Below are 17236 nucleotides of genomic sequence, written 5' to 3' on the forward strand. Positions count from 1 at the left end.
GATGATGACAAGATCCAGTTCGGACCATAGTCAGATTGTCGCAAAGTTACAATGATAACGGCACGGGGGATGCTTTTGTTCCAAAAACAAAAAACGGAAGAAATTTTATTCCTTGTCTGAACACCAAGCAGACCATGCCCATCACTGCGGACCGGCTGTTTCGACACCATTACCGGCGATGGTGCGGGCATTGGCGTGAATCCGCACCGCGCCCAGATTGACCAGCGGCTCGGCATCGTCGAGCACAACGGGAGGGGTGCGCAGGCCCTGGCCGGCCTCGATTGCATCAGCCGAGAGCTTCTCGATGCGCAGGCTGTAACGGCCATAGGGCACACGATCAAACAGGAAGAAGCCGTCAAATTCGGTCTGGGTTCTAACCTGTACCCGGCCTTCTACGTCGAGCAGTTCGAGCGTGACTCCGCCGATACCGGCGCCACCTGCGCTGACCAGCGTACCGTCGACCTCACCGGCGGCGACCAGCGGCAGTTCAACCCGGGCCGCAACACCCGGGCGTGGTGTGACCACCACACCCGAACCGGCGGGCTGCAAATAGGGGTCGGGCAGACGACCGGCATCGATCCCGACCAGCACCGGCTGAAAGGGTTGCAGCCCGTCGATCAATGCCCGGCCGCGATCATCGGTCGGCGTCAATGCAACGGCACGCCCGGCGGTCAGCTCGACATCCGCCTCGAGCGGCTCATTGCGCTGGCGGATGCCATCGGCATTGAGATCACGAAACACCGTGGCCATCACCTGGCCGTTGGTTGCCAGCCGCTCATTGCTGAAGCGCAACCGGCCATTGCGCGGATCGGGACCAAGACTGAAGGCCAGATTGAGACCGGCGGCAAAGGAGCCATCGGTCGCAGCCTCAACACTGCCGTTCAGGGAGAATTTGTCGAACTGGCGAATATAGCCCAGGCCAATCCGGGTGCGGTTGGCTCCGGCATCGAAGCCCAGCTCGGCGCGCCAGTTGGCACGGCTGCCCTGGCGCCATTCGCCCACCAGCGTCGCTGACTGGAAGCGTGAATCGGGTGACAGGCGAAAGCGTGATTCCCCGCGCAGCCGCAATTTGCCAAGCCGCAAATTGGCCAGCAGCGCAGTATCGACGATATCGTCGGGATCGGGGCCAAAGCGGCTGGTGTTGCGAATCCACTGCACCTCGCTGGTCAGCGAGACATTGCGCACCGCATAGGACAGACGCGATGACACTTCGAGCGTGTCGTTTCCGGTGTTGCGTGATCGGTACACTGCCTCGAATTCGGCCGGGATCGTACCCTTTCCGGCCTTGAAGAAATGCGTCACCGACAGCCGCTGCCGCCCGGTGACATTTTGCTGCAACTGGTCCGAGCGAAAACCGTCATTACCCCATATGGTCTCGGCGCGGACAAAGCTCTGGCCGAACTGGCCGAGAAACTGGCCGCGTATTGCGCCATTGCCATCCACGTCGGATGCTGCGGAAATGTCGATCAGTGCTTTTCCCAGGGCCCTGCGGCCCGATAGCTCGAAGATATTCGATCTCCTGCCGAATATCCGCAGGCTGTGAAACGCTGCGGAAACCGATGTCCGTTCATCGATCCCGTGCTCCAGCCCGAAGGTGCCGCGCCAGCCCTGTGTCGGCAACACTACCGGATCGCGCAGCGTCACCAGATCACGCCCGGCCTGGTTGCCGCCGACCCAATAATAGGTCTCGCCAGGCGGAATGCTGTCCTGGCCCACCGGCAGTGACAGCTTTTCACGGCGGATCTGCCCCTGCGGACCATAGAGCACGACTTCGAAATCATTGACGCCGAACAACAATGGTACGTCGATAAACTCATAACGGCCATCGGCGCGGTTTTCGGTGAAGGCCAGCAGTTGGCCATTGCGGTACAGCTCGGCATCCCAGCCCAGAGGCAGCGAACCACGGAAACTGGTACGGTCAAAGGTGTCGGGTCGCTGCAGCGGGCGATTGGTGATCAGCGCACCGCGACCAATCACGCTCTGCGCCACCAAAGGCGTCGATATTGTGGCGACATCGCCCACCGCAACCTGGGTGGCCTTGAGCGGGCCGAGCATTTCGCCGCTCGGATCAGCACGATAGGCGCGAACGCGCAGGCTGTTGGGTACACCATCATTGTCCGATGCCAGTCGCGCATCGACCGATGCTTTGCCGATTTCACCCGAGGCAAACAATTCATAGCGCACATCAAACTGGCCACGATTGCGCTGGGCATCACGCAACCCTCCGACCGACACCACCGCATCGACTGACGGCGTCTGCCACACAGAATAGGGCTGATCCGCCTGGGGCAGGTCAGCGAGGTCAAAATCCCTGACCGGGCGGATTTTCGCCGCCCGGGCCTTGCGCTCGGCAGCGCGCTGGAACGGCAGCTTGCGCTCCGATGTCAACAGCAGCAGCGCATTGGAAAGATCGGGCGTTAGATCAACCGAAAGCCAGCGCGACAAGGTGCGGGTATCGATGCACCAGCCCTCGGGCGTATCGTAAATATCACCGGAATTGAGCGACTGGCTCTTGTTCATGATTTGTACCATATTCTGATCGCGGTCGACGACCAGGATTTCCTCTTCGGCAAAAATCCAGCCAGTTGCGCGGCGCGACTTCTTGTTGAGCCGCACCGGAATATCGAGCGCCATGATGACATCGGCAAAATCGACACAGACACCCCTGTCGGTGACATAGCCACGCACCCCATCGCCCAGACGAAACTGGCCGGAACGGATATCGAGCAGCAGAAAGTCATCGTCATTGGCCTGCCAGCTATCAGCACCCGCTGCACTGGCACTGTTGCCAATAGCGAACTGCGCCGTCGCCGGCTCCTCTGCCGTCTGTGCCTGGACAGGTGCGCCAAAAGCCGCGGACAGACAGGCTGTCGCGGCAGCTATCACACTGAAAAATAGGCGCTTTTGGAGAGGATATGATGTCATGACGTCGTCATGGTTTCAGCTGGTCGAGAGCGACTCAGCCCGGCACCTGGACTATTGCAGCACTGTATCTATCTTGCTGATCAGTCCGCCCCCGGCATTGGATGCCTCATAATAGGCGATCGAAACCGGGCCGGTCATCGCCGTAGCCAGTTCTTCAGGGATAGGAAAGCGCACCGTGCGCCCTTCAAGCTCAGGGTAGACGGCGATACCACGCGCCACCAGCAGCGGCTCATCCAGCCCCGGCTTGGTGACGCGGATCTCTCCGAAAGTAGAGCCCTGCCCCTTGCGCGCGAGGTCAAAAGCCAGTGCCGGACCGTCTTCACCGCGCTCGATGCGGCCATTGGCAATGCTCGCCGTGGCTTCAAGACGTCCCTTGCGCACGATGATCGGGATGGTCACGCCATAAATCGGTGTCAGCGCAATCGCCAGGCCCTCGACGTCGGTGTTGCTGGCGGCGGTGACCGACTGGACGTCGGGAATGGCACGAAACAGCATATGCGCACGATATTCGCCATCGGGCAGTTCAGCCGGCGGACGAATGCCGATGCGGATCGCCTGTGGCTGGTTCGGCGGCAATGTAACCCGGCGCGGGGCATAGCGAATCATCTTGAGCGCCGCCTGCTCGATCGCATTGGCCTCTGCCTTGCTGACCTCGTCAAGACGGCCATCCGGTGTCATGCGACGCAGCTCGAGAGTAATGCGATAGGTCGCTACCTCTTCGCCGACATTGTTGAGGATAACCTCGGTGCCGCGCCGGTCATCGAGGACGATGCGGGTCGGCGCCACCAGCAAGTCGCCGCCAGCGGCATGGGCCGATGTGATGCTGCCTGCCAATACCGTCCCTGCAAACAGCAAGGCAGCGCAAAAAGAGCGGAACATATGATTATCCCCTGAAGTTCTGGTCCCTGGGGCATGGAGGATTTCCCGTTCCTGCCATTACCCCGCATATTCCGTGATCGCGCAATATGGTTGATATTTCGCTAACCATGATGGTCAGCGTCGGAGGAAGCTTTCAACAGCGGAAGCGGCGCGCAAAAAAGGCGCCGGATAGAGCATATACCCGGCGCCTTTATAGGCTTTATGCACTGAAAAACATGGTTTTCCAGCGATGTATTTCAGTCATTACTGATAGTCGACGGTAACCTCGAAAGTGCCGTCATAATTGCCGTCAGCCTGGTTGTCGGCAACGGTCAGCGTGCCGCCAACCGAGAAACCGTCACCGCCGGCCAGGGTCAGCGTCGAATCCGAAGCGCTCAGCGATGCCGTCATGGTATCGCCATCATCGTTGGTCAGGGTGACCGAAGGATCAACAGTGACGCTCACAATCTCACCCAGGGTGCCGGTCACGTCAAAGCCGGCGGCCGATACGGTGCCGGAACAGACGAGATTGGCATCGCACGAGCTCAGGCTGCCATCGGTAGCGATTTCGACGTCGCCGCCATTATCGCCTACGACAACAGTGCCGAAGTTCAGTGCCGAACCGTCAGATTCGACAGTTACCTGCTGGAGGATACGTGCCACGGCATCAGCTTCTGCCGTATCGGCATGGGCGCTGGTGGAGGCCATGGCAGCCATGGCAGCGGCGGATACGGTCAGTGCTTTGAAAATTGTCTTGTTCATCTCTGGTCCCTTCTACATCGCAAGATGCGAATATGATAATGCCGGGGCCCACATGCACCCGGTGCGAATGGCTATTCCCACTCCATTCACGAGCGCTTATGGCAAAGAGCCGTTCAGCCTTTACTGAAAATCATGGTTAACCGGATTTAACGATTTGCAGTTAGCCGCTACCCTTGCGGCATTAACCACAAAAGGGGATATGGCACGCCGGATCACGGGCCATATATTAGGGATTTAATTTCTTTTAATCAGTAATTTAGATGAAATCACCAGAGAGGCGCTGGCACAGAAGATCAAGTTGGTCGAGGCTCGAATAACGCACCGATATATCACCTGACACACCATTTTTGCCGGACTTGATACTGACTTTCATGCCAAGCAGATCGGAAAGATGCTGCTCCACAGCGGCAATATCCGAGTCGGTCTGGTTCATCGCCAGAGCCTTGCCGCGCCGCCCCCGCCCGGGTTTGCCGTCAGCGGCGCCGGTACCGGTGCGCACCAGCTTCTCCACCTCGCGCACCGACAGACCCTGTTTGACCACCCGCCGCGCCAGCTCTTCCGGTGCCGCTGCGGTGATCAGGGCCCGCGCATGGCCCATGGACAATTGCCCCGCATCGACCAGATCCAGCACCGCATCGGGCAATGCCAGCAGCCGCATCATATTGACGACATGGCTGCGTGACTTGTCGACCAGTTCCGCCAGGTCGGCAGGGCTGAGCTGCTGCTGTTCGGTCATTTGTTTATAGGCGCGCGCTTCCTCGACCGGAGTGAGGTCCTCACGCTGGATATTCTCGATCAGCGCAATGGCCAGCGTCTGTTCATCATCGAGATCGCGCACAATCGCCGGAATTTCGTGCAGTCTTGCCCGTTGCGCCGCGCGCCAACGGCGTTCTCCAGCCACCAGTTGATAATGGCCGTCCCTGGATGCAGGGCGGACGATGATCGGCTGGATCACACCGCGCTGCGCAATGCTCGCCGCCAGCTCATCAAGTGCAGCATCGGCAAAATGGCGCCGCGGCTGATCGGGATGCGGCTTGATACGGCCAATGGCGATCCGCGCCAGACCATCGCTGACAGTGCCATCACCAGTGACAAACGATACATCACCGACAGCCTCACCATCGGGTGCCACAGGCCGCTCGGGCCGGGCTTCGCCAAGCAGCGCGTTCAGCCCGCGTCCCAGACCGCTGGGCCGCTTCGCCGCTATCGTCTTTTTCGTTTTCTTCTTGCTGTCTGTCCTGTCGCTCATGCGGCAACCTTTCTTTCGGGCAGGCGGGCGATCAATTCCTTGGCCAACGCAATATAGGCAGCAGAGCCGGCACAGCGATGATCATAAACCAGCGCCGGCATGCCATGGCTCGGCGCTTCAGAAAGGCGCACATTACGCGGAATCACTGTGTCGAACACCAGGGTACCGAGACAGTCGCGCACATCATCGCTGACCTGGTCGGTCAGGCGATTGCGCCGGTCATGCATGGTCAGCACCACGCCAAGTATGGAAAGCTCGGGATTGAACACCTGCTGCACCCGCTCGACCGTCTGCAGCAACTGGCTAAGCCCCTCGAGCGCGAAAAACTCGCATTGCAAGGGCACCAGCAGGGAGTCCGCCGCAACCAGCGCATTCAGCGTCAACAGGCCCAAAGATGGTGGACAATCGATCAGGCAAACGTCCCAGATATCCTGCGTTGTGCCTTCGGCAATGGCGTTCTTCAGCCTCTCGGTACGGTCTTCAAGCTCGACCATCTCAACCTCGGCACCCGACAGGTCCACAGTTGCCGGGACAATTGACAGATTGGGAATGGTGGTCGGCAACGCAGAACCGGCAATATCTGCACTGCCTGTCAGCACGTCATAGCTCGACCGGCTGCGATCACTCAGTGCAACACCCAGGCCGGTCGAAGCATTGCCCTGTGGATCGAGGTCGATCAGCAAGGTGCGCCAGCCGGTCGCTGCAAGCGCCGTCGACACATTGATCGCCGACGTGGTCTTGCCTACTCCACCCTTCTGATTCGCGACGGCAATGGTGATCATTAAGCAGCGCTCCTTGGCGAATACATCCTTCCAGCCCCTGATTCGGGTCCCGGAGCCTGATCTATCAGGACTTTATCTGGCCTCGACCATGGATGATCCCGGCTTCGGGATCGGTCAGCGAGTGTTTCACGTGAAACACCTTCTGCCATTTCCTTGGCAAGGCTGCCAGTTCGTTTACCGCATTTTTGCCCTTGGGCAGAATCCACAGGGTGTTTTCTGTGGAAAAGCGCGCGGCCAGCGTCAGTAATTTCGGCAGCGGTGCAAAAGCTCGCGCGGTGATAATCCCGGCGTCGCATCGGGGCATGGTCTCAAGCCGCCCACCGTAAATGCTCACCGTCCTGGTGAGACCGAGTGCCTCTACCGCCACCTCCAGAAAAGCTACACGCTTGCGCCGCGATTCGACCAATATGGTCGGCAGGCCAGTGCAGATGGCGATCACCAACCCGGGCAGACCGGGTCCCGAGCCGAGATCAAGCCACGGGCTGCTATGATCCTTTGGGACGTGGCACAGCAATTGGGCGCTGTCGACGATATGCCGTGCCCAGAGACTGTCGAGCGTTGAGCGTGCGATAAGATTCTGCTGTGCGGATTCGTTGCGCAGCAGATCGGCGTAAATCTCGAGACGCGCCATGTTTTCACGGGAAACACCCAGATCGTGCACCAGCCAGTCATGTGCGGCAGGATCCGTGGTTATTGATGTCCCGGGGCTGTGATGGCTCATAAAGCTCAGGCAGCACGCCGCTTGGCATGCACCAATATCGCCGATAGCGCCGCCGGGGTGATCCCGCGAATGCGCCCCGCAGCGGCCAGAGTCTCGGGCCGGGCAGCGGATAAACGATCGATCATCTCATTGGACAGGCCGGGCAGCGCCGCATAGTCGAGATCATCAGGTAGGCTGATCCGCTCATTGTTGCGGATATCGCGCAATTCGGCGTCCTGACGCCGCAAATAGGGCGCATAGCGTGCATCTTCGGTAATCTCGTTGGCCAGTTCGGCATCACAGACCAGTCCTGGCTGGATGGCAGCGAGATCGTTGAGATGGATATTGGGGAAGCGCAACCAGTCGAACAGACTCTGCCTGCCAGCATCGCGCTTGACCGCAATATCCGCAGCTATCAGTGCTTCAGCGCCAATGGACGCATCCAGTGCCTCGATGATCCGTACCTTGGTTGCAGCGCGCTCGCCAAACCAGTGCGCCCGCTCTTCCCTGACGCACCCGGTTTGCAAAGCCATTGCCGTCAGTCGATCCGAAGCGTTATTGGCGCGTAGCCGCAGCCGATATTCCGCCCGCGAAGTCAGCATGCGATAGGGTTCAGTGACGCCATGCAGCACCAGATCGTCAATCATGACTGCGATATAGCTGTTGGCGCGGTCGAGTGGAGGCATGTCTTTGTCCTGCACCGCACAGGCAGCAGCCATACCGGCAACCAGCCCCTGCGCCGCCGCCTCTTCATAACCGGTGGTGCCGTTTATCTGCCCTGCGCAATAGAGACCCGGAAGGGCCGCCAGCTGCAAATCGTGGCCCAGCGCTCGCGGATCGACATGATCATATTCCACTGCATAGCCGGGAATGACGATTTTCGCGCGCTCCATCCCCGCCATGGCATTGACCATGGCCTGCTGAATGTCGGTCGGTAGCGAAGTGCTGATGCCATTGGGATAGATCAGATGATCGTTGAGTCCCTCGGGTTCGAGGAAGACCTGATGTCCGTCGCGATCCCCAAAGCGATGGATCTTGTCCTCGATCGACGGACAGTAGCGCGGCCCTTCCCCCTGGATCTCGCCGCCAAATAGCGGTGAGCGATCAAGGCCTGAACGGATAATGTCATGGGCTGCCGGATTGGTGCGGGTGATAGCGCAGAACAGGGCCGGATTGCTTCGCGCCCGGGTGAGCGGCGACATGGTCCAGCCATCATCATCGCTGGGCTGCACCTCGAGCCGGCTCCAGTCGATGGTGCGGCCATCAATGCGTGGCGGTGTGCCGGTCTTTAGCCGTGCCATCGGCAGATGACGGGCATAAAGCTGGTCCGCCAATCGAGTCGCGGCGCGCTCTTCGATACGCCCGCCCTCATAGCGCTCATCGCCGCGAAACAGCCGACCACCAAGAAAGGTGCCAGTAGCCAGGATAATGCGTCCGCCTTCAACCACACTGCCATCGCCGAGCACCACGCCACCCAGCTTATCGCCGGGCATATGCAGTTCTGCCGCTTCGCCCTCGATTATCGTCAATGTCTCGAGTTCAGCCAGCATATGCTGGATCGCCGCACGATACAGCATGCGGTCAGCCTGGACTCGCGGCCCCTGTACTGCGCTGCCCTTGCTCTTGTTGAGCATGCGGTAATGAATCGCTGCAGCATCGGCGGCACGACCGATAAGACCATCAAACGCATCAACCTCGCGCACCAGATGACCCTTGCCCAGCCCGCCAATTGCCGGGTTGCACGACATCGCCCCCAGCCCGTCGCGGCTGAAACTGATCAGCGCCACGCTACAGCCCATGCGCGCGGCGACAGCCGCCGCTTCGCATCCGGCATGGCCGCCGCCAACCACGATAATGTCAAATGCCTGACTCATGCGAGCGCCCTATAAATCACCCGGGGCGACGGGTCAAAGCTCTATACGTAGCAGGATCGGAACTGTTTCACGTGAAACACTCGGCACTTTCAACCAGGCGTATCGGCAATAACCGCATCGATAATCCGCAACTGGCCAAGCGCTTTCGCGCTCCGCTTGTCCGCAATCGCAGCCAATGTGATCAGCGCCTTCCATAGCGCCCATCCGCGTGCCCGCGACCAGCAGGCCGCATCCAGCGCAAAAGCGTCACGGAATGTCTCGCGCGCCGCAGCTTCAAAGATGGTCCATGCCGCCACCAGATCGCAGCTGGGATCGCCGATCGCCATATTGCCAAAATCGATGACCGCGACCAGCTGATCACCATCCCAGAGCAGGTTGCCGAGACTGATATCGCCATGTACCCATATGGGATCTTCCTGCCAGTCGGAAAGCAAAGCCCGCTCCCACACAGCGATTGCACGCTCGGCATCGAGCCAGTCTACCAGCCGGTTTATCGCTTCGCGTGCGGCTGCGTCGTAAAGCCGGGGCGATTGACCGCGGCCAAAAGGGTTATCCATCGGAGCATCGGCAACCGGTGCGCCCTGCAGAGCGATGAGGAAATGCGCCAGCATATGGGCAATATCCGTGCGATGGCAAATAGTATCGCGTGGTGGCACGGCACCCGCAATCCAGCGATGCACCGACCAGGGCCAGGGATAAATCGCCGATGCTCTACCCTCGGCCAATGGCTCGGGAATGGCCAGCGGCAGATGCGGCGCCAAATGCGGCAACCATTGCTGCTCACGCGCCACCTGAAACGCATAGCGCTCCGCGCTCGGTAAACGCACCAGCCTATCCGATCCAAGCCTGAAGCTGTGATTATCCCACCCACCAGGTTCAATTCTTTCGATATCTAGCGCTTTCCACTGCGGAAACTGTTTTTCCATCAGTAGCCTGATATCATTATCGCTCACTGCCAACCGGGGCGGTTCTGGCTCAGCTGGCATTGACTTGCATCCCTGAATCACTCGACATAAGGCTGCCGTTCCATGCGAAGCATGGCACCGTCATATCACTATTTCCCGATGCAGAATTTGCCGAAAAGCGCATCGAGCATGTCCTCGACATGGCTATGTCCGGTGATCTGGTCGAGGGCCAGTCGCGCCAGCCGCAACTCTTCACCAATGACCAGCATATCCTCGGTTTTCTGTGCCCGTTCCAGCGCATCGGCTAAGTCGCGCAGCAGGTTGCGCTGTCGGGCATTCCATGCCGGCTGGTCCTGTGGCGGCAACAGATTTTCGGCAAGCCTTGTCAGCCGCGCAATCAGCGTGGCCATTCCCTCCCCGCTTTTGGCCGAGACCATGATATCGGCATCCGGTTTCTGTTCCGCCGCATCTTCGAGATCGGCTTTGGCGGCGATGTCGATCACTGCCGGATGGTCAGGGCGGTCTTTGCTGTCGCCCAGCCACAATATTATATCGGCGCGTTCCAGCGCATGCTGCGCCCGGTCAATGCCAATCGTCTCAACCTTGTCTGTCGTTTCACCGCGCAGACCAGCGGTATCGGTGAAGATATAAGCCATGCCACCCAAGGTCACCGGCGCTTCGATAATGTCGCGCGTGGTCCCGGCAATATCGGTGACTATCGCTGCCTCGCGCTGCACCAGCCGGTTGAGCAATGTCGACTTCCCAGCATTGGGGGGCCCGCCAATAACCACGCGCAGGCCGTCATGCAACCGCTCGGCGGGCGGCATTGCCAGCACCGTTTCGACCTGACGCTGCAGCGCCGAAACCATTGTGTGCAGCCGCTTCAGTGAAGCGGGATCGACATCATCCTCATCGGAAAAGTCGAGTTCCGCCTCAACCTGCGCCGATGCCTGGAGCAATTGCTGCTGCCATATCGTGACCTGGCGTGAAAGCAGTCCGCCAGCCTGATCAAGTGCCTGCTTGCGCTGGCGTTCGGTTTCGGCGGCCAGCAAGTCGGACAGCGCTTCGGCCTCGGCGAGATCGAGTACGCCATTGGCGAAGGCACGGCGGGTAAATTCGCCCGCTTCAGCGGCACGACAACCGGCTATGGTGGCCAGCGCAGCGCTCACCGCGGCGATGACAGCGCGACCGCCATGGCAATGCAGCTCGGCACAATCCTCACCGGTTGCCGTACCCGGCCCGGGAAACCACACTATCAGCGCGCGGTCGAGAATATCGCCATGCTCGGGATGCTGCAGTGATCGCAGCACTGCGCGACGTGGCACGGGCAACGATCCGGCAAGCGCTTCCAGCGCAGCGCCGCTTGCGGGGCCGCTGACGCGAAAAACCGCAATCGCAGCCGGTGGCGCACCGCTCGACACGGCGAATATCGTATCCTCCGCCATTTTCGGCAAATCAGTCTTTGGATGTATCCGGGTCGGGATCGTCATCGTTGCGATTGCCAAGGCCGCCCGTCCCCGCCTGCATCAGGGTCTGGAAAAAACGCATCCCCATTTCCCCCATGGGGGCGACGTTCTTGACCAGGTTCTGCATCTGCTCGAGGCTGGTTGCCCCCTGCATCGCATCCTTGATACCATCGATATAGGCCTGGTTGACCTCGCTGACATCGGGCAGGCCGAGCAGTCGGCGCATCTCTTCGGGGGTGCAATCGAGTTCGACATGCATTTTCATCGGGCTCTCCCAAAGGTTGGTGATAAAGGACCATGATAGAACGGACATGGCTTCTTGGACAGCGCCAATTCAATGGCTAAACCTGTATCCATGATGCGGCAATCAATGGGCATGAGAGGACAGATCATGGTAGATATGGAAAATATAAGCACATTGTCAGACGATGCCAGTTTCGGGGCCTATGTGGCAACGCCGCAACCCCCTGCGAAGGCAGCGATTATCGTTATTCAGGAGATATTTGGCGTCAATTCCGGCATCCGCCGCAAATGCGACAAATGGGCCGAAGCGGGTTATCTGGCACTCGCGCCCGATCTGTTCTGGCGGCTCGAACCGGGCATCGCTCTCGACCCCGATATCGAAAGCGAGTTCAATCAGGCGCTCGACTGGATGGGCAAGTTCAATCAGGATCAGGGTATAAGAGACATCGAAGCGACGATCCATTTCGCGCGCCAGAAACTGGGCAGTGATAATGGCAAGGTCGGTTGTGTCGGCTACTGTCTTGGCGGCCGCCTCGCCTTTATGACGGCAGCGCGCACCGACATCAATGCATCGGTCGGCTATTATGGCGTCGGTATTGACGGGCTGCTGCATGAGAAACATGCCATCGTCCACCCGCTGATGCTGCATGTCCCGACCGCCGATGGCTTTGTCGATGCGGCAACACAAAAGGCGATGCATGAGGGTCTGGATGACCACCCCAGGGTGACGCTGCACGATTATGAGGGCCTCGACCACGGCTTCGCCACCGAGTTCGGCAAACGCCGCGACAAAGACGCCGCCCAGCTCGCCGATAGCCGGACAGCGACGTTTTTTGCTGAGCATTTGGGATGAGGTGATTCAAGTGACTCTAAACAAAGGAAAATAAGGTAATGACGTAGAGTCCTGATTCTGTTATATTATTTTTCCGGAGAAATTAATATGGCAGACCAAACGGCAACCAACTACACTTGGTTTCAGCAGAATCTTTCTGATCTTCTTATCAACCATCGCGGCCAGCATGCCTTGATCCATAATCAGAAGATCGTGGGCTTTTTCCAGACTAGTCTTGAAGCTATAAAGGATGGTCTTAAGCACTATGGTGAGAATAATTTCTCAGTAGAATGCGTTGATGACAAAGTCGAAGATTTAGGATTCTATTCACATGTTAGTGCAGCATTGCACGCTTGATGAACATCGGCTGATTGTTCAGGTTAGTATTACAAAGCCTGTTCTACATGAAGATATTTTTAAGATGTCTTTTAATCAACAGAGCTATCGTGCTCTTGTTGATACGGGTGCTCAGAGAAGTGTGGTGTCACGCCGCATAATCACACAGCAGAAACTATCGCGTATAGGTCATATGCAGTTTTCCAGCTTGCATGGCCCAAAAACTCATGGCCGGTATCTTGCGAGCATAGGTATATGGTCAACCAACCGTATAGATCCCGAAGGTGAAGAGATTACAGAACAATCCCTTTTTAGTATCGAGCAACCATTTGAGGTTGTTGATATGGAAGAAAATATCAACTTCGATATGATTTTGGGATTTGATGTTCTTAAGAACCTATCTTTTAACTTCGACCACAAACAGGCAAAATTCTCACTCAAGCTTAGCACTTGATCGGCATAATCCGCTCAACCCATCGCCAGCTGCATCAGTCCGACTTGCGGGTCGACAAAACCATCATAGATCATGGTGCAGGCCACATAGATAATCACCAGCAGGCCGAGATAGGCAATCCACTTATAGCGCTCGATATATTTGGCAATGATATTGGCCGCCAGTCCCATCAGCGCCACCGACAGCAACAGGCCGATGACCAATATGCCCGGATGCTCGCGCGCGGCTCCGGCAACGCCCAGCACATTGTCGAGGCTCATCGATACATCGGCAGCGGTTACCGCCCACACCGCGCCCCAGAAGCTCTTGGCGGGCGCGAGCCCGCTGTCCTCATCGCCGGCAATTTCGGGTGACCCTACGGATTCGCTGCCCATCTGGCGGATTTCACGCCAGAAGCGCCACGCCACCCAGAGCAACAGCAAGCCACCAGCAAGAATCAGCCCGACAATCCCGAGCAACACACTGACCATCAGGGCAAAGACAATGCGCAGCACCAGCGCCGCGCTGATGCCGATCAGGATTACCTTGCGCCGCTGGTCGGCCGGCAGGCCGGCAGCCAGGGCACCAACAACGATGGCGTTGTCGGCGGCGAACACCAGGTCGATCAATATCACCTGGCCAAAGGCTGCCAGCGAGGAAGCCGAGCCAAAACCGCTGAGATCATTGACAATTGCCAGCCATAATTCACTAAGGGAACCATAGCCGAACATCGAACCAGCCTGTGCCAGATGGGTTACAAAATCCATGATGTTGATCCGGTAACGCCTCTTCCCGCTACTGGTTCATGCTGTCGAAAAAGTCTTCATTGGTCTTGGAGTCCTTCATCTTGTCGAGCAGGAACTCCATGGCGTCGACCGTGCCCATTTGCATCAGAATGCGGCGCAACACCCACATTTTGCTGAGCGTATCCTTCTCGACCAGCAGCTCTTCCTTGCGGGTGCCCGACTTGCCGACATCAAGCGCCGGGAAGATGCGCTTGTCGGCAACCTTGCGGTCAAGCACGATCTCACTGTTGCCTGTGCCCTTGAACTCTTCGAAGATCACCTCGTCCATCCGGCTCCCCGTATCGATAAGCGCGGTGGCGATGATCGACAGCGATCCGCCTTCCTCGATATTACGCGCGGCACCGAAAAACCGCTTCGGCCGCTGCAGTGCATTGGCGTCGACACCGCCGGTCAGCACCTTGCCCGAACTCGGCACCACGGTGTTATAGGCGCGGCCCAGACGGGTAATCGAGTCCAGCAGGATCACGACATCATGCTTGTGCTCGACCAGACGCTTGGCCTTTTCGATCACCATTTCCGCGACCTGCACATGGCGGCTGGCCGGCTCGTCAAAGGTCGAGCTGATGACCTCGCCCTTGACCGAGCGTTGCATATCGGTCACCTCTTCGGGCCGTTCATCGATCAACAGAACCAGCAGATAGACTTCGGGATGGTTATCGGTGATCGCCTTCGCGATATTTTGCAGCAATACCGTCTTACCGGTACGCGGCGGTGCGACGATCAGAGCGCGCTGGCCCTTGCCCTGAGGCGAAATGATATCGATCACCCGTGCTGATTTGTCCTTCACCGTCGGATCGAGCGTATCGAGCGACAGCTTTTCGTCCGGATAGAGCGGGGTGAGATTGTCGAAATTGACCCGGGTACGCACCGCCTGCGGATCCTCGAAATTGACCTGGGTCAACTTGGTCAGCGCAAAATAGCGCTCGCCATCGCGCGGCCCGCGAATTTCACCTTCGACCGTATCGCCGGTTCTGAGGCCGAATTTACGCACCTGATTGGGCGAGACATAAATGTCATCGGGACCGGCGAGATAATTGGCTTCCGGCGAACGCAGAAAGCCGAACCCGTCCGATAACACCTCGATCGTGCCGAGGCCCATAATCTGCTCGCCATCCTCGGCCAGCTGCTTGAGAATGCCGAACATCAGGTCCTGTCGGCGCATGGTCGACGCGCCTTCGACGCCCAGCTCTTCCGCCATCGAAACGAGTTCGGCGGGTGTTTTCTGTTTTAGTTCCTTAAGATGCATGACGCATTGATCCAGTTGAAAGTGAGAGTCTGTCCTGAAGAAACGGCCAGAGAATAATGGAGTGCAGTGACGCGGTTAATCTTGGGGAGTGGCGTCAGATACCCGGATGGGCTTATGCACTAAATACGCTTTGCGACGAGTCCTGTCAATCGGACAAGGATGCGCAACAGCATAGCTTTTACCGATCGGTCATTGCCGCAAGCAGCTTTGTGAAGCCTGTCAGAAAGGCCGTACAACCACCAATATGACGATGATGGCTGCAGCAATCCCCGGCACTTCATTGAGAAGCCGCAACGTTTTGCCCGCGATGGGACGCTCGCCCCGTGCCAGCTTCTTGGCATAGCCGACCATCCAGCCATGATAGGCCGACAGCAACAGCACCGCCAACAGCTTGGCGTGGAACCAGCCATCCCGCCATGCCTCGGTATAATAGGCCAGCGCCAGACCCAATAGCCAGACGATGATCAGAGCGGGATTGAGAATGATCTTGCGCAGCCGGTTTTCCCGCTCGATCCATTGCTCATCTTCCCGTGAACCGGCTTCAGCTTCCTGGTGGTAGATGAAGAAGCGCGGTAACATGAACAGCCCCGCCATCCAGAAGATGACGAAGATCAGATGTCCCGCTTTTAGCCATTCATAGAGCAATGCCAGTATATCCATCATAGATTCGCATTTTTATGCAGGTTTGCAGAGCACCAAGAACCGGTGCTCACCTCCGATATGTTGCGAAAGATTATGCTTCCGTACGCACAAGAGTAAGCAGCTTCTCGACATGTGCAATAGGCGTTTCCTTGATGATGCCATGGCCGAGATTGAAAATATGCGGCCGTTCCGCAAACGCCTCGAGAATATGCACCACCGCGCTGTTCAGCGCTTCACCACCTTCGAGCAGCGCCAGCGGATCGAGATTGCCCTGCACCGGCATGCCCGCCGGCAATGATGCATGCGCCCACACCGGATCAACCGTTTCATCAATGCCCAGCGCATCGACCCCGGTTTCACGCGCATAGGCCGGAAGCTTGCCGCCCGCGCCCTTGGGGAAGCCGATAATCGGCGTGTCGGGGTGCCGTTGTTTCAGCGCGCCGACTATCGCTGCATTGGGCGCAATCACCCAGCGTTCGAACTGCGCCGGCGACAATGTGCCAGACCAGCTGTCGAACAATTGCACCGAATCCACCCCTGCCTCGATCTGGCCGGAGAGATAATCGACCGTTTGCGCAGTTATCGCATCGATCAATGCACTGAACGCAGCAACATCCTGATAGGCCATAAGCCTTGCTTCGGCCTGATCCTTGCTGCCCTGCCCGTGGACCATATAGGTGGCCACCGTCCAGGGCGATCCGGCAAAGCCGAGCAGCGCGCGTTCCTCGTCATAATCATGGTCGAGCATATGCCGCACCCGGCGTACGGTCTCATAGATCGGATTGAGACGCTCTGGCACCGCTTCCAGACCTGCCAGGTCATGATCGACCATTTTCGGGCTCAGATGCGGTCCCTCGCCCGCCAGAAAGGCCAGATCCTGCCCCATGGCATGCGGGATGTTCAATATATCGGCAAACAGGATGGCTGCATCAAAGCCGAAACGGCGGATCGGCTGGATGGTAATCTCCGCTGCCGCTTCGCTGTCATAGACCAGCTCGAGAAAGCCGCCTTTTTGCGCCCTGAGTTCACGATATTCGGGCAGATAGCGCCCTGCCTGACGCATAAGCCATATCGGCCGTGCATCGGTTCGCTCGCCCTTGAGCTGTCTCACGATAAGTGCATCTTTGGTCATAATATTCTTTATATAGAGAATCTTGGATGATGATAGTTGGTGAGA

General features: G+C 58.2%; 17 protein-coding genes. 3 read left to right on the forward strand and 14 right to left on the reverse strand.

The genetic code is table 11. The features are described from left to right. Nucleotides 1-141: 141 nt before the first annotated feature. The 10 genes from AAFX04_13920 to AAFX04_13965 form a co-directional block, all read right to left on the reverse strand. Nucleotides 142-2886 carry a carboxypeptidase-like regulatory domain-containing protein gene (locus AAFX04_13920; protein ID MEO1046532.1) on the reverse strand — a complete coding sequence of 915 codons (2745 nt, stop codon included), beginning with the start codon at nt 2884-2886 and terminating at the stop codon, nt 142-144. A gap of 90 nt (nt 2887-2976) precedes the next feature. Beyond that, nucleotides 2977-3804 (reverse strand): molecular chaperone, encoded by an 828-nt coding sequence (locus AAFX04_13925; GenBank protein MEO1046533.1) that lies wholly within the window; start codon nt 3802-3804, stop codon nt 2977-2979. Between the two features lie 243 nt (nt 3805-4047). Next, the gene (locus AAFX04_13930; GenBank protein ID MEO1046534.1) at nt 4048-4545 is read right to left on the reverse strand and encodes a DUF4402 domain-containing protein; all 498 of its coding nucleotides are present in this window, start codon (nt 4543-4545) and stop codon (nt 4048-4050) included. Nucleotides 4546-4801: 256 nt separating this feature from the next. Beyond that, the gene (locus AAFX04_13935) at nt 4802-5794 is read right to left on the reverse strand and encodes a ParB/RepB/Spo0J family partition protein (GenBank protein ID MEO1046535.1); all 993 of its coding nucleotides are present in this window, start codon (nt 5792-5794) and stop codon (nt 4802-4804) included. Continuing rightward, on the reverse strand, nt 5791-6576 hold the full coding sequence (locus AAFX04_13940) for a ParA family protein (protein ID MEO1046536.1): 786 nt from the start codon (nt 6574-6576) through the stop codon (nt 5791-5793). Before AAFX04_13940 ends, AAFX04_13935 begins: the two co-directional genes overlap by 4 nt. Nucleotides 6577-6640: 64 nt before the next feature. After that, nucleotides 6641-7297 carry a 16S rRNA (guanine(527)-N(7))-methyltransferase RsmG gene (rsmG, locus tag AAFX04_13945; protein MEO1046537.1) on the reverse strand — a complete coding sequence of 219 codons (657 nt, stop codon included), beginning with the start codon at nt 7295-7297 and terminating at the stop codon, nt 6641-6643. A 5-nt stretch (nt 7298-7302) separates the two neighbouring features. Then, entirely contained in the window at nt 7303-9150 is a 1848-nt protein-coding gene (gene mnmG / locus AAFX04_13950) for a tRNA uridine-5-carboxymethylaminomethyl(34) synthesis enzyme MnmG (GenBank protein ID MEO1046538.1), read from the reverse strand. An 89-nt stretch (nt 9151-9239) separates the two neighbouring features. Beyond that, nucleotides 9240-10136 (reverse strand): aminoglycoside phosphotransferase family protein, encoded by an 897-nt coding sequence (locus AAFX04_13955; protein MEO1046539.1) that lies wholly within the window; start codon nt 10134-10136, stop codon nt 9240-9242. Nucleotides 10137-10204: 68 nt separating this feature from the next. Then, nucleotides 10205-11545: a tRNA uridine-5-carboxymethylaminomethyl(34) synthesis GTPase MnmE gene (gene mnmE / locus AAFX04_13960; GenBank protein ID MEO1046540.1), complete on the reverse strand. Its 1341-nt coding sequence runs from the start codon at nt 11543-11545 to the stop codon at nt 10205-10207. Then, nucleotides 11511-11834, reverse strand: coding sequence for a DUF6489 family protein (locus AAFX04_13965; protein MEO1046541.1), 324 nt, complete (start codon nt 11832-11834; stop codon nt 11511-11513). Before AAFX04_13965 ends, mnmE begins: the two co-directional genes overlap by 35 nt. An 87-nt stretch (nt 11835-11921) precedes the next feature. On the opposite strand from AAFX04_13965, the gene AAFX04_13970 reads away from it, so the two are divergent. From AAFX04_13970 to AAFX04_13980, 3 genes are all read left to right on the forward strand, one after another. Then, nucleotides 11922-12617, forward strand: a complete 696-nt coding sequence (locus AAFX04_13970; GenBank protein ID MEO1046542.1) for a dienelactone hydrolase family protein — start codon at nt 11922-11924, stop codon at nt 12615-12617. Nucleotides 12618-12704: 87 nt separating this feature from the next. Continuing rightward, entirely contained in the window at nt 12705-12953 is a 249-nt protein-coding gene (locus AAFX04_13975; protein ID MEO1046543.1) for a hypothetical protein, read from the forward strand. Then, entirely contained in the window at nt 12928-13386 is a 459-nt protein-coding gene (locus AAFX04_13980; GenBank protein MEO1046544.1) for an aspartyl protease family protein, read from the forward strand. The genes AAFX04_13975 and AAFX04_13980 overlap by 26 nt, the downstream gene beginning before the upstream one ends. Before the next feature lie 14 nt (nt 13387-13400). On the opposite strand, the gene AAFX04_13985 is transcribed toward AAFX04_13980, so the two are convergent. From AAFX04_13985 to hemE, 4 genes are all read right to left on the reverse strand, one after another. Further along, complete coding sequence (locus AAFX04_13985) at nt 13401-14132, reverse strand: YjbE family putative metal transport protein (protein MEO1046545.1); 732 nt, start codon at nt 14130-14132, stop codon at nt 13401-13403. A gap of 28 nt (nt 14133-14160) precedes the next feature. Then, nucleotides 14161-15417 carry a transcription termination factor Rho gene (rho, locus tag AAFX04_13990; protein MEO1046546.1) on the reverse strand — a complete coding sequence of 419 codons (1257 nt, stop codon included), beginning with the start codon at nt 15415-15417 and terminating at the stop codon, nt 14161-14163. Between the two features lie 219 nt (nt 15418-15636). Continuing rightward, on the reverse strand, nt 15637-16077 hold the full coding sequence (locus AAFX04_13995) for a CopD family protein (GenBank protein ID MEO1046547.1): 441 nt from the start codon (nt 16075-16077) through the stop codon (nt 15637-15639). Nucleotides 16078-16150: 73 nt separating this feature from the next. Beyond that, a complete protein-coding gene (gene hemE / locus AAFX04_14000) occupies nt 16151-17191 on the reverse strand; it encodes a uroporphyrinogen decarboxylase (GenBank protein MEO1046548.1) in 1041 nt (346 codons plus the stop codon). Between the last annotated feature and the right edge of the window lie 45 nt (nt 17192-17236).

This window comes from Pseudomonadota bacterium, from assembly GCA_039818985.1.
Taxonomy (GTDB): domain Bacteria; phylum Pseudomonadota; class Alphaproteobacteria; order Sphingomonadales; family Sphingomonadaceae; genus Alterisphingorhabdus.

Coding starts and splice junctions, on each gene's coding strand:
- AAFX04_13975 (MEO1046543.1), top strand. CDS start 12,705: ATGGCAGACCAAACGGCAACCAACTACACTTGGTTTCAGCAGAATCTT.
- AAFX04_13940 (MEO1046536.1), bottom strand. CDS start 6,576: ATGATCACCATTGCCGTCGCGAATCAGAAGGGTGGAGTAGGCAAGACC.
- AAFX04_13955 (MEO1046539.1), bottom strand. CDS start 10,136: ATGCCAGCTGAGCCAGAACCGCCCCGGTTGGCAGTGAGCGATAATGAT.
- AAFX04_13930 (MEO1046534.1), bottom strand. CDS start 4,545: ATGAACAAGACAATTTTCAAAGCACTGACCGTATCCGCCGCTGCCATG.
- AAFX04_13970 (MEO1046542.1), top strand. CDS start 11,922: ATGGAAAATATAAGCACATTGTCAGACGATGCCAGTTTCGGGGCCTAT.
- mnmG (MEO1046538.1), bottom strand. CDS start 9,150: ATGAGTCAGGCATTTGACATTATCGTGGTTGGCGGCGGCCATGCCGGA.
- AAFX04_13980 (MEO1046544.1), top strand. CDS start 12,928: ATGTTAGTGCAGCATTGCACGCTTGATGAACATCGGCTGATTGTTCAG.
- AAFX04_13965 (MEO1046541.1), bottom strand. CDS start 11,834: ATGTCCGTTCTATCATGGTCCTTTATCACCAACCTTTGGGAGAGCCCG.
- AAFX04_13995 (MEO1046547.1), bottom strand. CDS start 16,077: ATGGATATACTGGCATTGCTCTATGAATGGCTAAAAGCGGGACATCTG.
- AAFX04_13925 (MEO1046533.1), bottom strand. CDS start 3,804: ATGTTCCGCTCTTTTTGCGCTGCCTTGCTGTTTGCAGGGACGGTATTG.
- AAFX04_13985 (MEO1046545.1), bottom strand. CDS start 14,132: ATGGATTTTGTAACCCATCTGGCACAGGCTGGTTCGATGTTCGGCTAT.
- mnmE (MEO1046540.1), bottom strand. CDS start 11,545: ATGACGATCCCGACCCGGATACATCCAAAGACTGATTTGCCGAAAATG.
- AAFX04_13935 (MEO1046535.1), bottom strand. CDS start 5,794: ATGAGCGACAGGACAGACAGCAAGAAGAAAACGAAAAAGACGATAGCG.
- rsmG (MEO1046537.1), bottom strand. CDS start 7,297: ATGAGCCATCACAGCCCCGGGACATCAATAACCACGGATCCTGCCGCA.
- hemE (MEO1046548.1), bottom strand. CDS start 17,191: ATGACCAAAGATGCACTTATCGTGAGACAGCTCAAGGGCGAGCGAACC.
- rho (MEO1046546.1), bottom strand. CDS start 15,417: ATGCATCTTAAGGAACTAAAACAGAAAACACCCGCCGAACTCGTTTCG.